The sequence below is a fragment of the Weizmannia sp. WK01 genome, assembly GCF_025905465.1.
In the GTDB taxonomy this organism is placed as follows: domain Bacteria; phylum Bacillota; class Bacilli; order Bacillales; family Bacillaceae_C; genus Weizmannia; species Weizmannia faecalis.
The window spans coordinates 842,865-859,550 of the sequence record NZ_CP109616.1 but is presented as its reverse complement, the minus strand read 5'-3'; the positions used below and the strand labels follow the sequence as shown (position 1 = coordinate 859,550).

General features: G+C 46.8%; 12 protein-coding genes. 4 read left to right on the top strand and 8 right to left on the bottom strand.

Annotation, left to right across the window (positions count from 1 at the left end):
• Positions 1-412 precede the first annotated feature (412 nt).
• Positions 413-1,741, bottom strand: a complete 1,329-nt coding sequence (locus OF158_RS03910) for a polysaccharide biosynthesis protein (RefSeq protein ID WP_035182331.1) — start codon at positions 1,739-1,741, stop codon at positions 413-415.
• A 106-nt stretch (positions 1,742-1,847) separates the two neighbouring features.
• Between OF158_RS03910 and OF158_RS03905 the strand changes: the two genes are divergently transcribed.
• Complete coding sequence (locus tag OF158_RS03905) at positions 1,848-2,675, top strand: AAC(3) family N-acetyltransferase (RefSeq protein WP_035182332.1); 828 nt, start codon at positions 1,848-1,850, stop codon at positions 2,673-2,675.
• Between the two features lie 446 nt (positions 2,676-3,121).
• Here OF158_RS03905 and OF158_RS03900 read toward each other — a convergent pair whose 3' ends face one another.
• The 4 genes from OF158_RS03900 to OF158_RS03885 form a co-directional block, all read right to left on the bottom strand.
• On the bottom strand, positions 3,122-4,021 hold the full coding sequence (locus OF158_RS03900) for an SDR family oxidoreductase (RefSeq protein WP_043052586.1): 900 nt from the start codon (positions 4,019-4,021) through the stop codon (positions 3,122-3,124).
• An 87-nt stretch (positions 4,022-4,108) separates the two neighbouring features.
• Positions 4,109-5,767: an acyl-CoA dehydrogenase family protein gene (locus OF158_RS03895; RefSeq protein ID WP_035182336.1), complete on the bottom strand. Its 1,659-nt coding sequence runs from the start codon at positions 5,765-5,767 to the stop codon at positions 4,109-4,111.
• Positions 5,751-7,274, bottom strand: a complete 1,524-nt coding sequence (locus tag OF158_RS03890; protein ID WP_035182338.1) for a class I adenylate-forming enzyme family protein — start codon at positions 7,272-7,274, stop codon at positions 5,751-5,753. Before OF158_RS03890 ends, OF158_RS03895 begins: the two co-directional genes overlap by 17 nt.
• Positions 7,271-7,657 carry a MerR family transcriptional regulator gene (locus OF158_RS03885; protein ID WP_035182340.1) on the bottom strand — a complete coding sequence of 129 codons (387 nt, stop codon included), beginning with the start codon at positions 7,655-7,657 and terminating at the stop codon, positions 7,271-7,273. The genes OF158_RS03890 and OF158_RS03885 overlap by 4 nt, the downstream gene beginning before the upstream one ends.
• Before the next feature lie 1,065 nt (positions 7,658-8,722).
• Between OF158_RS03885 and OF158_RS03880 the strand changes: the two genes are divergently transcribed.
• Complete coding sequence (locus tag OF158_RS03880; RefSeq protein WP_014095981.1) at positions 8,723-9,304, top strand: biotin transporter BioY; 582 nt, start codon at positions 8,723-8,725, stop codon at positions 9,302-9,304.
• Positions 9,305-9,665: 361 nt separating this feature from the next.
• On the opposite strand, the gene map is transcribed toward OF158_RS03880, so the two are convergent.
• Positions 9,666-10,409 carry a type I methionyl aminopeptidase gene (gene map / locus OF158_RS03875; RefSeq protein ID WP_014095983.1) on the bottom strand — a complete coding sequence of 248 codons (744 nt, stop codon included), beginning with the start codon at positions 10,407-10,409 and terminating at the stop codon, positions 9,666-9,668.
• A gap of 245 nt (positions 10,410-10,654) precedes the next feature.
• On the opposite strand from map, the gene OF158_RS03870 reads away from it, so the two are divergent.
• Complete coding sequence (locus OF158_RS03870; RefSeq protein WP_014095984.1) at positions 10,655-11,098, top strand: C40 family peptidase; 444 nt, start codon at positions 10,655-10,657, stop codon at positions 11,096-11,098.
• A gap of 213 nt (positions 11,099-11,311) precedes the next feature.
• The gene (locus OF158_RS03865) at positions 11,312-11,827 is read left to right on the top strand and encodes a hypothetical protein (protein ID WP_014095985.1); all 516 of its coding nucleotides are present in this window, start codon (positions 11,312-11,314) and stop codon (positions 11,825-11,827) included.
• Between the two features lie 432 nt (positions 11,828-12,259).
• On the opposite strand, the gene OF158_RS03860 is transcribed toward OF158_RS03865, so the two are convergent.
• Positions 12,260-13,390 carry a DEAD/DEAH box helicase gene (locus tag OF158_RS03860; protein ID WP_014095986.1) on the bottom strand — a complete coding sequence of 377 codons (1,131 nt, stop codon included), beginning with the start codon at positions 13,388-13,390 and terminating at the stop codon, positions 12,260-12,262.
• A gap of 648 nt (positions 13,391-14,038) precedes the next feature.
• Positions 14,039-16,651 (bottom strand): bifunctional acetaldehyde-CoA/alcohol dehydrogenase, encoded by a 2,613-nt coding sequence (adhE, locus tag OF158_RS03855; RefSeq protein ID WP_014095987.1) that lies wholly within the window; start codon positions 16,649-16,651, stop codon positions 14,039-14,041.
• Between the last annotated feature and the right edge of the window lie 35 nt (positions 16,652-16,686).

The following is a 16,686-nucleotide window of genomic DNA, read 5'->3' as shown; positions in this document are numbered from 1 at the left end:
ATCCCCAAAAATCCTTGTTTTCCTTTATTTAGACGTGCTCTACGTGAACTTATGGTTGGATTTTCGCATTGTTCCTTAACATAGAACCTAGAACCACTCTATGTGAACTTATGGCCGGATTTTTGCATTGTTCCTTAACGTAGAACTGCTCTATGTGAACTTTTGACCGGATTTTTTGTCTGTTCCTTGACGTAGAACCATTCTATGTGAACTTTTGACCGATTTTTTCGTCTGTTCCTTAACGTAGAACCGTTCTATGTGAAATTACTATCAAAAATTTCGATTCTTTCTCGTTCCCCCCTTATAAAACGATCAAGCTGGGTTATGTTGCACAAACTTTCAAGAATTACCGCGGACCCTCACAAACCCGGACAAACATCCAAAAAGCCTGCCGGAACCCGTATATCTACCGTTAAAAAGTATGTTTCATTGATTTGCGGAGAATCAGGGAGATTTCAATTTTTTTACAAATCGTTAAATAGTGCATCATCATGATAAGCAATGTTCCCGTATTCATAGCGATGATGACGCCGGCCATTTGGTACTGGGGATTTGAGCCAAGATAATAAATGAGGCAGTACGTAACCATTGTTGACCAAATAAAATGCGCGAGGGCATCCCTGACCAGGCCGAGGCCGATTAAAAACGCCTGCATCGGAATGACAAAATAGTGAAACAGAAAATACGGCCATAACAGACGGACATAAACGGCGGCGGCAGCCGAATGGGAAAACAAAGTTGTGAGCGGCACGGAAAACACCTGAATGACAATGACAGCCGGAAGCCCGTAAAGAAACGTCATCATCATCACCTGCTGAAGCAGTTTCTGCAGCTTTATGCCGTCTCTTTTGGCATAAGCTTCCGAAACAGTCGGAATTAATACGGTGGACAGGGAATGGGCAATAAAGGCCGGAAAAAATCCGATCGTAAAAGCGACGCCGGCCACCAGTCCGAAATGTTCGTTTGCCATCCCCTCCGTCATCCCGGATTTAAGCAATACCCATTTGATAAAAAATGGTTCAATCGCATTTGTTACGGCATGAAATACGCGCATGCCCGTTGTTGGCAAGGAAACAGAAAGAAGGCTCCTTCTGATTTCCTTTCCCCCCATTGGAGCCTGTTCTTTTTTCTTGAGCGTCCGCATTTGCAGCACAAACATATGAAAAAGATACAGCAGCACAATCAAGTCACTACCGACAAGCGTGCATATCGCGATAAAAATTGACATTTGCACGTCAAATTCCATCCAATGAAATAGCAAGACAAGCAGGATAAGCTGCATCATTTTTCTCAGGAAGTTGGCAGCAGCAATCTTCCCCATTTGCTGAACACCCATAAAATAACCTCTCGCAATTGAGGAAAAGGCGATCATCGGGATAAGCGCAATGATCAGCCAGCGAAGATACGGGTGGTAATGATGGAAAATTGGAAGCACCGGCAGCAACAATGCAACTGCCGCCATGAGCAACAGGACAAACAAAGATGCCAGCCGGATTGTAAACCTCAGCATATCACGATGATATTTTTCTTCCTGTTCCGCAACAAATTTTGAAATGGAGATGGGCAGTTCCATGCTGGCGATGGTGACAATTAGAAAAATGGCCGGCAAAATAGACATGTATAGCCCCATGCCGTGCGCCCCGAGTTCATTTGCAAGTACCATATTGGTTAAAAATTCAATGCACTCTCCGATGAAAGCAACGCCAATCAGCATAAATGCCCCTTTAAAAAACACTGCCATGTTCTTCCTCTTCTCCTTATCAAGAAAAACTTTTTCAATAATAAAGGATATGAGGCAAGCCTGGAGAATCATTACAAATAAATTAACAGAGATGGGAGAGGCTCCTGTGACAGAAGAAAACGTGATTCGTCAAAAACAAATGCTCGTAACAAAAGAAAGATTAGTGACAGATTTTCGCAAGCTTGGGCTGAAAGAAGGTATGGTGGTTATCGTCCACTCGTCTTTAAGCGCGCTCGGCTGGGTTTGCGGGGGAGAGGTTGCCGTCATTCTGGCTTTAATGGAAGTGGTGACAGAGCGTGGCACCATTGTGATGCCGGCCCAAACAGCGAATAATACCGACCCCGCCTTTTGGGAAAACCCGCCCGTTCCGGAAGCATGGTGGGAAGAAATCCGCCGCTCTATGCCTGCATTCGATCCCGCCGTCACGCCGACTTACGGCATGGGCCGGGTTGCCGAGCTTTTCCGGACGTTTCCGGAGGTTTTAAGAAGCCATCATCCGACCTGTTCGTTTACTGCCTGGGGACGGGATGCAAAATCGATTTTGAGCGGGCACTCGCTCGACTTCCCGTTCGGGGAAAAGTCCCCGCTCGCCCGGATTTATGACCGGGATGGCTGTATTTTGCTGCTCGGCGTCGATTACCAAGTCAATACATCCATGCATCTCGGCGAATCCAGGTCCAAGCATACAAAACGGTGTACGCAGAGTTGCGCGATGACGATAAACGGAAAAAGGGTCTGGCAATCCTATGAAGATTACGAGGAAAACTCCGATTTATTCAATAAAATTGGCCGCGCCTTTGAACGCAGCCATCAAGTAAAAACTGGTTTTATTGGCGCTGCTCCGTCAAGACTTATCCAACAGCGGGCGCTCGTCGACTTTACCGCGCAATATTTGGATGAGTTATACACGGATACGGAAAAAGCGCACCACTAGTTTTCTAATTTCCTTTTCGGGCGGATCCCAGCGTGCACAACAGACCGGCTTGCTGCTATTGATACGCCAGCATCGGGTTGCCCCAATCTGCGCCTAGCACAACTTCGGCAGCGGCCAATTGATCCATCAGCGTTAGGTTTGCTGCCTGCCGCTATCGATATATCAGCTTCGGGCGACCCAATCTGCGCTCAGTACAACTTCGGCAGCGGCCAATTGATACACCAGTGCCAGGTTGCTGCTCGCGGCTATCGATACACCAGCGTCGGGCGACCCAATCTGCGCTTAGCACAACATCCGCAGTGGCCAATTGATACATCAGCGTCAGGTTGCTGCTCGCCGCTATCAATACGCCAGCATCGGGTTGATATATCTTCATTCACCCGTTTCCTCGGCCGCTTGTGATTTCGCATGTACGCAGTCGATTTGCACAGCACACTCCTTTGCAATTAAGAACCCGTAATCGTCCCGCCGTTTACATGCAGCACCTGCCCTGTTACATAGCTGGAATCACGGGATGCAAGATAAACATAAGTCGGAGCCAGTTCGTACGGCTGGCCGGCCCGCTTCATTGGCACATCACGGCCAAATTTGGCAACCTGTTCCGGATAGAAGCTTGCCGGAATCAGCGGTGTCCAAATCGGCCCCGGTGCCACCGCATTGACCCGGATGCCCTTTCTCACCAGATTTTGCGACAAAGCCCGGGTGAAAGCCACAATTGCCCCTTTTGTTGCAGAATAATCGATCAGATTTTGATTTCCTTCATACGCCGTTACAGAACTGGTAAAAATGATCGAGCTGCCGGCTTTTAAATATGGCAATGCGGCTTTGACCAAGTAGAAAAAACTGTGAATATTGTTTTTAAAGGTAAAATCCCATTGTTCATTCGTAATATTCAGCAAGTCCTTCTGCACAAACTGCATGGCGTGATTGTTCACAAGCACATCCAGATGCCCGAATGTATCCACCGTTTGCTTCACAACGTTTTGGCAATGCTCCGGATCTTTTAAGTCCCCCGGAATCAGCAGGCAACGCTGCCCGAGCGCTTCAATCCTCCGCTTTGTCCGGACGGCATCTTCTATTTCATAATTGGAATAATACGGAATCACGACATCCGCGCCTTCTTTTGCAAACGCAATCGCGGTAGCTGCGCCGATCCCGCTGTCCCCGCCGGTTACAATCGCCACTTTATTTTCAAGCTTTCCAGATCCCTTATAGGACGGGTCTTCAATCAGCGGGCGCGGGTGCATCAGTTTTTCAATCCCTGGCTGTTCCGGCTGGTGCTGCGGCGGAAAGGCATATTTTTGCGGATGATTGCGGTAACCCGGTTCCGTCCGGGAAAAATACATATCTGGCTTCTGCCAATACAATTGGACCACCTCTTTATCCAGGCTTTTTCCATTCAGTGTATTCGCCTAAAAGCCGGTGGGTGACAATTAATTTCCTTCATTTGCCGGCACTTTTTCCATCACAATCTCTTCGAAATGTTTCACAAGCGCCAGTTCCGGATCGATGGCAAGCGGGTCGTGCCAAGCCAGCCTGAGATAGGCTTCCGCGATCCATTTTTGCCGCTGCCCGGCCAATGCGTCTTCGAGGGCTGTGACACTTTCATATATTTTGACCATTTGCCTGGCTACTTTTTTACAATGGTACGTTTGCGCGGCTTCCTCTTTCGTCTCCATGACAAAACGGCAAGTTTCTTCGAGTTGGTCCAGTCCGGCAGATAGCCATGTACCGGCCTGCAGCTGATCTATTTTCTCCCGCATCATGCCGATAAAAATGTCATGCACTTTAAATTTCCGCATCAGGCGGAGCACTTCAAGGCCGAGAATATTGGCGGTCCCTTCCCAGACAGTAAGCACCTGGGCATCACGCAAAAGCCTTGGCGTTACAAAGTCTTCGATATAGCCGTTTCCGCCGTGCATTTCGATCGCTTCATGGGCAAAATGGATGGCCTGCTCGGCTGTTTCCATTTTCAAAATGGCAATGAGCAGTCTTGTCATGATGTTTTCTTGTTCATCCGCCTTGCCGGAAGCCGTCCGGTCAAAAAGTGTGGCAAGCCGGAACACCGCGCTTGTTTCCACTTCCTGTTTGGCTGCCATTTTGACAAGGGTTTCTTTTACCATTGGATAGTCTGCGAGCCGGCTGCCAAACGCCGTCCGTCTCAGCGCATAGGCCCGCGCTTCCCGGTATGCCCGACGCATGATGCCGATCGAAGCAATGGCATTGCAGATGCGCGAAAGGTTTAGGGCCTCCATCATATAGTAAAAGCCTTTGCGCGGGTCGCCAACCAAGTAAGCTTTTGCCCCGTCAAATACCACCTCACCCGAAGGCACCGCGCACACGCCGAGTTTATCTTTCAAACGCCGGATATAGATGCCGTTTTTCTCGCCGTTTTCTTTTTCCCACGGCACCAAAAACAAGCTTAGCCCTTTTGTTCCGGACGGGGCCCCTTCACGCCTTGCAAGCACCATAGCTACCCCGCACATGCCCACATTAGAGGCAAAATATTTTTCGCCGTAAAGCCGGTAACAGCCGCCTTCCGAAACGGCTTTTGTTTCATTGGCGCCAACGTCTGACCCGCCTTGGCGTTCCGTTAAAAAAGTGGCACCTTCATAGCGCTCCGCTTCACCTGTTGAGATTAGCTGCGGCAAATAGGCTTGTTTCAGTTCATGGCTACCATAATGGTCAAGCAAATAGGCGGCTGCTGCCGTCAATGTGACCGGACAATAAAACCCGGGTTCCGATTGCGACAGCAAATAACCTTGCGCAAACGCATACACATAATTGCCTTTTTGGCCCAATGCCGGAATGGATTTATGGACATATCCAACAATGCCTTTGTTATACACTTGCTCCACTGTTTTTAAATAACCCTCATTTACACACACTCTCGATACATCTTCTCCGTAGCGGTTATATTTGATCAGCTTGGGCTGGCCTTCCCGGTCCGTGTGGGTCGCCCGTTCGTCAATTTCTCCGGCGCACATTTCCCCGAATTCGGCCAGTTCCTTTTCTGCCCAATCAAAAAACAGCGGATCCAAATATTGTTTCAAAAGCCGTGCCAGATTTGGATCATCATGGTAAAAGTTCATTGGCCTTCCCCCTCAATACTTGTTTTTGGATTTTTCCCGTGGCGTTCCTCGGCAGTTCTTCTATTCTTTCGTACAACTTCGGAATTTTATAGGATGCCAGTTTCCCTTTTAGAAAGCGTTTGCATTCTTCTTCAATATTGTCCATCGGTTCTGCCAGCACGAGAAAAGCTTTGACCGTTTCCCCCCATTCCGGATGCGGAACACCGATCACAGAAACTTCCCTTATTTTCGGATGGGTAACCAATACGTCCTCGATCTCTTTCGGGTATACGTTTACACCGCCTGAGAGGATCATATCTTTTTTACGGTCCACTACCCAGTAGTACCCTTCCTCATCTTTTCTCGCCATGTCGCCAGTTAACAGCCAGCCATTTTGAAATACGCGGTTCGTTTCTTCTGGTTTCCGGAAATATCCTTTCATGACGCTTTCCCCGTACAACGCAATTTCCCCGACTTCCCCCGCCGCTACGTCTTCACCTTTTTCATTCACAAGCCGGATTTCCATGCCAAGTGCAGCGCGTTTACCGATGCTTCCAGCTTTTTCCGCGTGTTCTTCAGGCAGCAGCAATGTCCCGTTCGGCCCCGCTTCTGTCAGGCCATATACGCACACGAGCCGGTCCGACCGAAAAGCATTTTGAATCAGGCCCACTTCCGGTCTGGAAAGCGGCGCACCGCCATATACCCAATACTTCATGGTGGATAAATCGTAATCCTGCAAGTTCGGCAGTTTTGCCGTGAACAAATAGGCCACCGGGGCACCGAAGAAATGGGTGATTCGTTCTTTTTCTACAGTTTCCACCAATGCTTCCGGTGTAAATACAGGCGAAAGCACATGTGTGGCGCCTACAACCGTGCCTGCAACCAAAAAGAGATGAAGAGGCGCTGAATGGCTGAGCGGCATCATGTGCAGGATTCTGCTTTCCGGTTTCATTGCCATTTCCACACACATCATCCAGGCGGCGGACAAAATATTGCGGTTGGTGAACAAAACACCCTTTGGCTTCCCAGTTGTGCCCGATGTGTAAAGAATAGAAGCATCATCGTCTTCTTTGAGCCGGCACCGGATCTCCGTTTCAGGCGAATGGTTAATCATTTCTTCAAAAATTTGACAGCCTGTCACACGTTCGCCTGTTTTTATTTTTACGAGATGGGGAGGAAAAGTTGCTTCTTTGAGTTCCTCAAAAAGCAGCTCATGGACAAATAACACGTTTGCTCCGCTATCGTCCAACATATACTCCAGTTCTGCGCGGCTTGATTTGGCATTAACCGGCACGACAATACCTCCAAGCCGCATCACGGCAAAATAGGCAATGACAAACGCATTTGTATTTGGCATCACGATGACCGCCCTGTCTCCCTGCTTGAAGTTACAATTTTGGAGGGCATGCGCCAAACGGTTTACTCTGACATTTAATTCCTGATAATTCAGCCGTTCACGAGGCGAAACCAATGCTTCCTGCTGTGGGTACTTTCTTGCATTCCGCGCCAACAGTTCAGAAATATTCATCCCTGCTCCTCCTTTAAGCGTTTTAAACGAGTTTCAAATTCTGCCAGATATTTTTCCAGTTCGGATTGAAGTTCCTGGAGGTTTTGAATTTGCTGTGCAACTTCCCGGCGTTTTTGTTTGCCATACTCGATCGTTTTTTTGAGTTGTTTTATGCCGGAGCGGTCGCAATCGAACAGTTCGATCATTTCTTTAATCTCATCCAAAGAAAAATCCAGTTGTTTCCCGCGGAAAATGAGCTTTAACCTGGTGTAGTCCTTTTTCGAATAGCACCTCCTGCCATTTTGGCTTCTTTTTGGCTTGAACAGCCCAAGCTCTTCATAATAGCGGATGGTCCTCGTGGATACCCCGAATTCGGCTGCCAGTTCAGAAATTTTGCAGGTCATACACCCCTCTCCTTCCCATTTGCCTCTATCATACAATTTACGTTAACGTAAACTTCAAGATATAAAGCGTGAATTCCTTTTATCATTATGAAACAATTAGAGGGGAATACGATTATACAGGAATGCGCCATTTTGGGATTGCATGTCATGGATTTGGTTGATTATGCCAGCCTATATTTCCCTAAATGTATTGAAAAGTTGCCGAAGCGAATGCTAAGGAATAATTGGTTGGTTTTTGAAGGAAGTTTTTAAGGAAGTGACCAGAGGAAGTTCAAACACCGTTCAGAAAATGGAATTAAACAAAATAAAAAGCAGCAACATACCCGTATTCTTCATAAGGAGTGGAAGTGGGAATGATAAAAACACCTCTTCCATCCTAATAAATGTGTCTCCCCCTCTACCTGCCCTGTTTTTAACTTAATGTAATATAAAAAACCATAGATAAGCAAAAAGGAGTAAATAAGCAATGATGTAGAAAAGAATATTCCCTAAGCTTGGTTTTTTATAAATATTATACAAGGACATAAAAAACAGGACGATGAATGCACCCCAGTACACTGGTGTACGCTGAATAAAAGTAACCAGTAAACCGACAACTAAATATATAACGGATGAAAAGCTTCTACGTGTTGAGGATTGACCCATTGATATCACCAAACTTTTTTAAGTTTTTAAAAATACTATTTAAAAAACTTCCCGGTACTGAACGAAGAATCGTTTTGAAAAAATTTCAAAAAATATACAGATCATCTTCTTAATAGACAAATTATTCCATATATAAATCCAATAGTCAAGACACAATTAAACCTTTTAGGGTGGATAAAAATCCGATTAGGATGACAAAGACCTTCGCCTTTAGTGAGAGAAGAAGACCTCCCCACTGATTTGATTCACTATATTATTGACAACACTCGGTGTTTTGGAACCATGTCACTCCCCTCTACGTTACAGTAAACTTCAAGACACAAAGCCCGAAATATGTAAACCAATTTTATTTTTAGGTTGACATATATGCCGCAGTTTTTTAATCTATTAATAGATAAAGGAAAAAAGGGGAGTGAAAAAATGGCAGCGAAAAAATTCCGTGCCATTGATCTTTGTTATGCGGGTATGTTTGCGGCGCTGATGGCCATTGGGGCAAATATTACATCCATTGCGCCGTTTCTTGTTATCGGCGGGGTGCCGATCACATTGCAAACTTTTTTTGCCGTGCTGGCAGGTTTAGTGCTCGGCAGCAGGCTTGGAGCGATCTCGATGGTCGCCTATATGCTGATCGGCTTACTGGGAGCACCGGTTTTTGCGCAGTTCAGCGGCGGGTTTCAAACCGTTTTAAGCCCAACATTCGGATTTATTCTTAGCTTTATCCCCGCAGCCTGGGCAACGGGCAAGATTGTGGAAAAACGCCAAAACTTGACAACGTACTTTATTGCGGCAATCATTGGCCTGATTTTAAACTATTTGATTGGGACCAACTGGATGTACGCCGCGTACAAAATATGGGCGCAGGCCCCACAAGCGTTCAGCTACAAAATTGCCTGGGTGTGGATGGCGGTGCCCCTGCCAAAAGACATCATTTTGTCCTTGGTTGCGGGCTGGCTGGCACACCGGATTAAAGCCGTTTCCCCGCTAATTGCGTTAAAACGGTAGAATGGCCCCGCTTATACTGCCCCGCCCGATATGGTGATTTTTCAGGCGGGACAGTATTTCGGAGCAGGGCATTTCCCCGTTTACTGCGTTAAAACGACGGGATCTTTCCAAATGCATACTTCAGACCCCCGCTTGACGATTAAATCCGATCCCGCTGCAGCCGCCTGAAACGGTGCATTCTTCGGGTGGGACAGTATTCCGGAGCAGGGCATTTCCCCGTTTACTGCGTTAAAACGACGGGATCTTTCCAAATGCATACTTCAGACCCCCGCTTGATGATTAAAACGAGGCGGGCTATTTATTCCACTGTAGCCGCCCGAAACGGTGATTCTCTAGGGAGGACAATGCTCCGGCGCACCGCTTATCGCGTTAGAACGATGGGGGTTCCTTTTGTTACAATGACGGTATGTTCCACTTGCGCTACAAAGCTTCCGTCCGGCGTTACATACGTCCAGCCGTCGCCCGATTCTACCACTTCATCAGCGCCGGTCGAGACAAACGGTTCAAACGCAATGACCATGCCGTCCTGTAACAAACCTGTATCGTCTGGGTCATAGTAATTTAAAATATACTCGGGATCCTCATGCAGGGCCTTCCCGACACCGTGGCCCGTCAAATTCAAGAGTACTTCAAAACCATTGTCGTACACTGCTTTTTCAACCGCCCGGCCGATTTGATTCTGCCGATTGCCGGCCCGGATTTTTTTCAGGCCGCTGTCAAACGCCAGCTGCGCACATTCGCACAGCGCAAATAATTCGGGATCTCCTTTTCCGACAACAAAAGAGATGCCTGTATCCGCATAATATCCATCCAGCGATCCGGATACATCCACATTCACAAGATCCCCTTCTTTTAACACGCGGTCTCCCGGAATGCCGTGCGCCACTTCTTCATTTACACTGATACAGGTGTAACCCGGGAAGTCATACTCTCCCTTTGGCCCGGAGACCGCCCCGTTTTCTGCAAACCTCTTGCCTGCCCATTCATCCAGCTCTTTTGTTGTGATGCCGGGCCTGGCTTTTTCCTTCAGCTCATCGCGAATGCTGGCAACAAGCCTCCCGATTTTTTTCAGTCCTTCCAAATCCGCTTCTGACTTGACGATCATGTTGAACGTTCCTTTCTGCTTTAAAGTCATGACTCCATTATATAGAAATAACGTTAGATATCAAAATCCATGGTTCACCCGAACAAAAAAGGATGCCGTGCCCCGCATGCCGGACGCCGTCAAACTTTTCACACTTTTGTCGTATACGTAATGTTTTTGTAATATTATTTAATGTGAGCGTAACCAAAGAATCGACAAATATTGGTATAGTGGGATTACAAGATTCATAGACAGAGGTGGGAAATTTGAAGAAAGTAGCTCCAATACTGCTTGCATTCATGCTGGGAACCGGTTTTTTACTGCCTGCTAAACAAGCGGCTGCTGCATCCTATTCCCCGTCAAAAGTCATCAGTACGGCAAAGAAATATATAGGGACCCCGTACAGGTGGGGCGGCACAAGCCCATCAGGTTTTGATTGTTCCGGCTTTGTAGGTTATACATTTAAAAAGAACGGAAAAAGCTTGCCGAGAACAGCAGCAAGCATTTACAAAAAAGGAAAAAAAGTCAGCAAGTCAAATTTAAAACCGGGCGATCTGGTTTTCTTCCATACTTATTCAAAAGGCGTTTCACATGTCGCCATTTATATCGGCCATAACCAAGTCATCCACTCCGTATCGCAGGGCGTAAAGATCGACAGCCTGAGCAATCCTTACTGGAAACCGCGGTACGTCGGGGCAAAAAGACTTTGAGATCAAAAAACTTCGGAAACTCCCGATGTTTTTTTTGCACTTTTTCCTACCTCTACCCCTTCCCCGGAAATCTAAACCGGGATACAAAAATATGAATTAAAATTTTTCCATAAATCTTATTTTTTCCTCCCCTATTTACCATAAGAAACAAAAAATGCTATGATCGTGCTGCAAGTCTATTAAAAATTTACAGATTTAGGAAGGGGTTACAGCATGAAAAAAATTTGGTTTGCAACTTTTAGCCTTGCCCTTGTGCTTGCACTTGGCGCATGTTCCGGAAATTCAGGGCAGTCCGGGGCAAAGAAACCGGCAAAAAGCAGCACAAAAACAGCTTTGATGAATTTTTATATGAATCTCACCAATCATATCAATGCCCAGGACAGGGATTTAAATACGTATGAACAGGCGATCGCTAAGACGGACGAAAAACCGCCGAAAACTGAGCTTGCCACCATGCAGAAGGAAGCGCAGTCATCCGCAGAAAATGTAGTGAAAGAAATTAAAAATACGAAAATCCCATCCAAAATAAGTAGCTATCAATCGGAGATCAAAACGGCTGTAAAAGATTTGCAACAGTCCTACCAAATGAAAGCGGATGAGTTGAAAAAAACGAACCCTTCGCTGGATGCTGCGAACAAAAAACTGGAACAAGCCAACGATGAACTCGGCAAAGTATTTAAAAAAGCCGGCTTGTCACCGGCCAGCCTCCCGGACGATGTTAATTCATAAGGAAGTTTCAAAATATAATCGGGCGATTGCCGACCCAAACGGCTTCCGCTGATGTCCATTCAGAGGGAAGTTTCGAAATACAATCGGGCGATGGCCAATGCCCATTCAAAGGGAAGTTTCAAAATACGACCGGGCGATTGCTGATACTCATTCAAATAAAAGTCTCAAAACACGACCAGGCGATGGCCGGTACCTATTCAAAAGGAAGTCTCAATACACAGCTGGACGATTGCCTATGCCCAATTAAAAGGAAGTCCAAAACAGAAGGCCTGCCGGAGAATCGATTTCCGGCAGGCCTTCTGCGGCATGAAAGACAACGAAACTTTGTATTTCATCTTTTTAAAGCAGAATAATCTTCCCGCTTTTGGAATCCGCCCAGGGAATGAAGCCATCCTCCGGACAAATTTTTCGCATTCAAAAAAACTGATTTGCCTATTCGGGATCTACCAGCTCACCGCGCTTTATGTCTTTTCGCCTCAATTCCACATGCTGCGCTTTTGCATATTTTTTCAACACCGTTTCTTCTTTCGGCGTGACAAGAGAGACAACTGTGCCGGGGTTTGAACCGAGCCGGCCTGTCCGTCCCGAACGGTGGACATATGCGGAACCATCTTCCGGCAAATCAAATTGAATCACATGCGTAATCGCCGGAATGTCCAGGCCGCGGGCAGCGACATCCGTTGCCAAAAGGAGCGGGACATCGCCGTTTTGGAACAACCGGATACTTTTTTCTCTTTCTTCCTTGCGCATATCGCCATGCAATTCGGCGATGGCCAGCCCTTTGAACCGGAGTTTTTCCACTGCAACCGAAACATCCCATTTATTATTAAAAAACACGAGTCCCCGGACCCCCATTCGGGCTATCTTTCGCAACTGCTCGATTTTGTCGCGCGGATCGCTGCTTACGATATAAATATGTTCAACCGGGCTCCGCGCCTCCTCTTTTGCAATGCGAATCAACAGGGGTTCTTTCATCTGTTCCATAGCCTTATGGGCTGCAGCATCAGGCAAAGTGGCTGAAAACAAAAGGAGCTGGCAGTCACGCATGGCGGATTTTACAATTTGTCCGACCGTGCGGCTGTATTCCTTTCCGAGCAGCTGGTCCCCTTCATCGAGCACCATCATTTTCACTTCATGCATTTTCAGTTTTTTCTGGTGGATCAATTCAAGGATGCGTCCAGGCGTCCCGATAACAAGGTGCGGGTGTTTTTTCAGTTTTTCAATTTGCCGTTTCACATTCGCGCCGCCGATCAGCGGGATGCTCCGGATTCCGCTTCCCTGTGACCATTTTCCGGCTTCCTCTTGGATTTGCATGACCAGTTCTTTAGAAGGCGCCAGAATGACAGCTTGAACCGTTTGTTTTCCGGGGTCCATCCGGTCGAGCACAGGCAGCAGGTAGGCGAGTGTTTTTCCCGATCCTGTCGGTGCTGCAGCAATCACATCCCGGCCGTCCAGCACAGCAGGAATCACTTTTTCCTGTACAGAAGCAGGATGTTCAAACGTTGAATTTTTCCATGCCTGTTGTAAAAAAGGCTGTAAATGATGAATGAATGTAGGTTCCATTGTTTTTTCCCTAACCTTCCTTTTCCAGTTCTTTTATCATACACTATCCCGTATGGAAAAGAAAAGTTATCTAACGTAGACCCGTTCTATGTTAAGGAAGATCGCTTAATATCGCCCCTATCTTAACGTAGAGGCGTTCTATGTTAAGGAAGACCGCCAAAAATCGTCCCTATCTTAACGTAGAGGTGTTCTATGTTAAGGAAGACCGAAAAAAAGTCATGCTTTCTTAACGTAGACCCGCTCTATATTAAGGAAGATCGAAAAAAATCGCCCCTTTCTTAACGTAGACCCATTCTACGTTAAGGAAGACCGAAAAAAAGTCATGCTTTCTTAACGTAGACCCGCTCTATATTAAGGAAGATCGAAAAAAATCGTCCCTTTCTTAACGTAGAGCCATTCTACGTTAAGGAAGACCGCCAGAAATCATCCCTATCTTAACGTAGATCCTCGTTCCTTACCTTAAAAACCCGTCTAAGTGAAGTGATCGCCAAAATTCTGGCTATTTCCTTCACTTAGACGGGCTCTATGTTAACGGATCAACAATTTTTAAATTGCTTCTTTTTCATAGACACGGGCTACATGAGCGTTTTCGCCAAAACCTCTTCGGTTCCCTTCACGTAAAGTGCGCCTCTTCCAAAATGAAAGCCATTATTTTGCTTCAACGCCTTCAAAAGCTTTGCGTAAAATGTCTTCCAATTCGCTGACAAGCGGCAATTTAGGGTTTGCAGGTGTGCATTGGTCTTCAAATGCGCGGTCTGCAATAATGGCAACCCGTTTTTCAAAGTCCGCCCGGTTCACGCCGGCTGCTTTTAGGCTAAGCGGAATATTGAACAGTTTGCACATCCGGATGATTTCCTGGCAAAGGCTTTCGACACCTTCTTCTGTCGTGCTTGCCGGAAGACCAAGTACGCGCGCGATTTCCGCGTAGCGTTGATCCGCAATAAAATGTTCGTATTTCGGGAATGCCGCAAATTTTTTCGGCTTTTGCGCGTTATAGCGGATGACATGCGGCAACAGAATCGCGTTAGCCCGGCCGTGCGGAATATGGAATTCAGCGCCGATTTTATGGGCAAGTGAATGGTTGATGCCAAGGAATGCATTCGAGAACGCCATCCCTGCCAAAGTCGATGCATTGTGCATTTTTTCGCGTGCCAGTGCATCATTGCCATTTGCGTATGCTTTCGGCAAGTATTCGTGAACAAGCTGGATGGCCTTAATTGCCAGGCCGTCCGTATAGTCGTTGGCCATGTTGGATACATAGGCTTCAATCGCATGGGTCAAAACGTCCATCCCGGTATCGGCTGTTACGGATTTCGGAACGGTCATAACAAACTGCGGGTCAATGATCGCAACATCCGGTGTCAGTTCATAGTCTGCGAGCGGATATTTTGTGTTGTTCTTTTTATCCGAAATGACGGCGAAAGAAGTCACTTCAGAACCGGTGCCCGATGTGGTCGGAATGCAGACCAGCTGCGCTTTTTCACCCAGTTTCGGGAATTTGGCAACCCGTTTCCGGATGTCCATAAATTTTTGCTTCAATTCGTTGAAATCAACTTCCGGATGCTCATAGAACAGCCACATGCCTTTTGCAGCATCCATCGCCGACCCGCCGCCAAGCGCGATAATGACATCCGGCTGGAAGCTTGCCATAGCTGCGGCACCTTTCCGAACCGTTTCAATAGACGGATCCGGTTCGACTTCTGAGAAAATTTCACAGTGCACATAGTCCGGGCGTTTCCGCAAGTAATACAGTACTTTCTCAACGAATCCAAGCCTGACCATATCCGGATCGGTGACAATAAAGGCACTTGAGATATCCGGCATTTTTTCCAGGTATTGGACCGAGTTCTTTTCAAAATACACGCGCGGTGGAATTTTAAACCATTGCATATTGACTCTCCGTTTCGCCATTGTTTTTACATTGTAAAGATTGATGACACCGACGTTTGTGGACACCGAGTTGCCGCCAAACGTGCCGCAGCCGAGTGTCAAAGAAGGCATGTAGGCATTGTAAATGTCGCCGATTGCCCCTTGCGAAGACGGGGAGTTGACAATGATCCGGCCGGCTTTCATTTTTAAGCCGTATTGTTCAATGACTTCATCGTTTGTCGAATGGATCACAGCCGAGTGACCAAGTCCGCCGAATTCGAGCATGGCTTCTGCAAATTCGAAACCTTGTTTTGTGCTGTTGGCTTTGTAACAGGCCAAAACCGGGCTTAATTTTTCTCTGGAAAGCGGGTAGTCCGGGCCGACACCTGTAAGTTCGGCGATTAAAATTTTGGTATCTTCCGGAACATTTACGCCTGCCATTTTCGCAATTTCATAGGCCGGTTTGCCGACAATGGCGCTGTTGACGGATTGCGTCTTTTCATTGATGACGGTTTTCTCAACCTTTTTCTTCTCCGCTTCATTCAGGAAGTAGCATTGATTTGCAATCAATTCGTTTTTCACATTGTCATAAATTTCTTTGTCGATGATGACAGCCTGTTCCGACGCACAGATCATGCCGTTGTCAAACGTTTTGGACAAAATCAAATCATTGACGGCGCGTTTGATATCAGCAGATTTTTCAATATAGCAAGGGACGTTTCCCGGCCCGACGCCAAGCGCAGGTTTCCCGCTCGAATATGCGGACTTTACCATGCCGGAACCGCCCGTTGCAAGAATCAGTGAAATACCCGAATGGTTCATCAATTGCTGTGTCGCTTCAATGGCCGGTTTTTCGATCCATTGGATGCAGTTTTCCGGGGCGCCGGCTTTCACAGCAGCGTCAAGCATCACTTTTGCGGCATGGCTGCTGCATTTTTGTGCGGACGGATGGAACGCGAAAATAATTGGGTTGCGTGTTTTAATGGCAATTAATGCTTTAAACATCGTGGTTGATGTCGGGTTTGTTACAGGAGTGACCCCGGCAATCACGCCGACCGGTTCCGCAAATTTAACAATCCCTTCATTATTGTTTTCGTCAATGATGCCGACTGTTTTGTTATATTTAATGTTGTGATAGATGTATTCTGTTGCAAACAAGTTTTTTGTCATTTTGTCTTCATATACGCCGCGCCCTGTTTCTTCCACGGCCATTTTGGCGAGCACCATATGCTGTTCCAACCCGGCAAGTGCCATTTGTTTTACGATATTGTCCACTTGTGCCTGATCCAGTTCCATAAATTCACGCAGTGCTTTTTGCCCTTTTGCGACGAGGGAATCGACCATTTCCGTGATTTGCGCAGATTTGCCAACAACTTTTTCATCGATTGCCATGTTCGTGGCCCCCATTCTAAATGTTTTTGTGAATA

Excerpts from the sequence above, each read along its gene's own strand:
- OF158_RS03900 (WP_043052586.1), bottom strand. The coding sequence starts at position 4,021 with ATGTATTTTTCCCGGACGGAACCGGGTTACCGCAATCATCCGCAAAAA.
- OF158_RS03890 (WP_035182338.1), bottom strand. The coding sequence starts at position 7,274 with ATGAATATTTCTGAACTGTTGGCGCGGAATGCAAGAAAGTACCCACAG.
- map (WP_014095983.1), bottom strand. The coding sequence starts at position 10,409 with ATGATCGTCAAGTCAGAAGCGGATTTGGAAGGACTGAAAAAAATCGGG.
- OF158_RS03895 (WP_035182336.1), bottom strand. The coding sequence starts at position 5,767 with ATGAACTTTTACCATGATGATCCAAATCTGGCACGGCTTTTGAAACAA.
- OF158_RS03910 (WP_035182331.1), bottom strand. The coding sequence starts at position 1,741 with ATGGCAGTGTTTTTTAAAGGGGCATTTATGCTGATTGGCGTTGCTTTC.
- OF158_RS03885 (WP_035182340.1), bottom strand. The coding sequence starts at position 7,657 with ATGACCTGCAAAATTTCTGAACTGGCAGCCGAATTCGGGGTATCCACG.
- adhE (WP_014095987.1), bottom strand. The coding sequence starts at position 16,651 with ATGGCAATCGATGAAAAAGTTGTTGGCAAATCTGCGCAAATCACGGAA.
- OF158_RS03880 (WP_014095981.1), top strand. The coding sequence starts at position 8,723 with ATGGCAGCGAAAAAATTCCGTGCCATTGATCTTTGTTATGCGGGTATG.
- OF158_RS03865 (WP_014095985.1), top strand. The coding sequence starts at position 11,312 with ATGAAAAAAATTTGGTTTGCAACTTTTAGCCTTGCCCTTGTGCTTGCA.
- OF158_RS03860 (WP_014095986.1), bottom strand. The coding sequence starts at position 13,390 with ATGGAACCTACATTCATTCATCATTTACAGCCTTTTTTACAACAGGCA.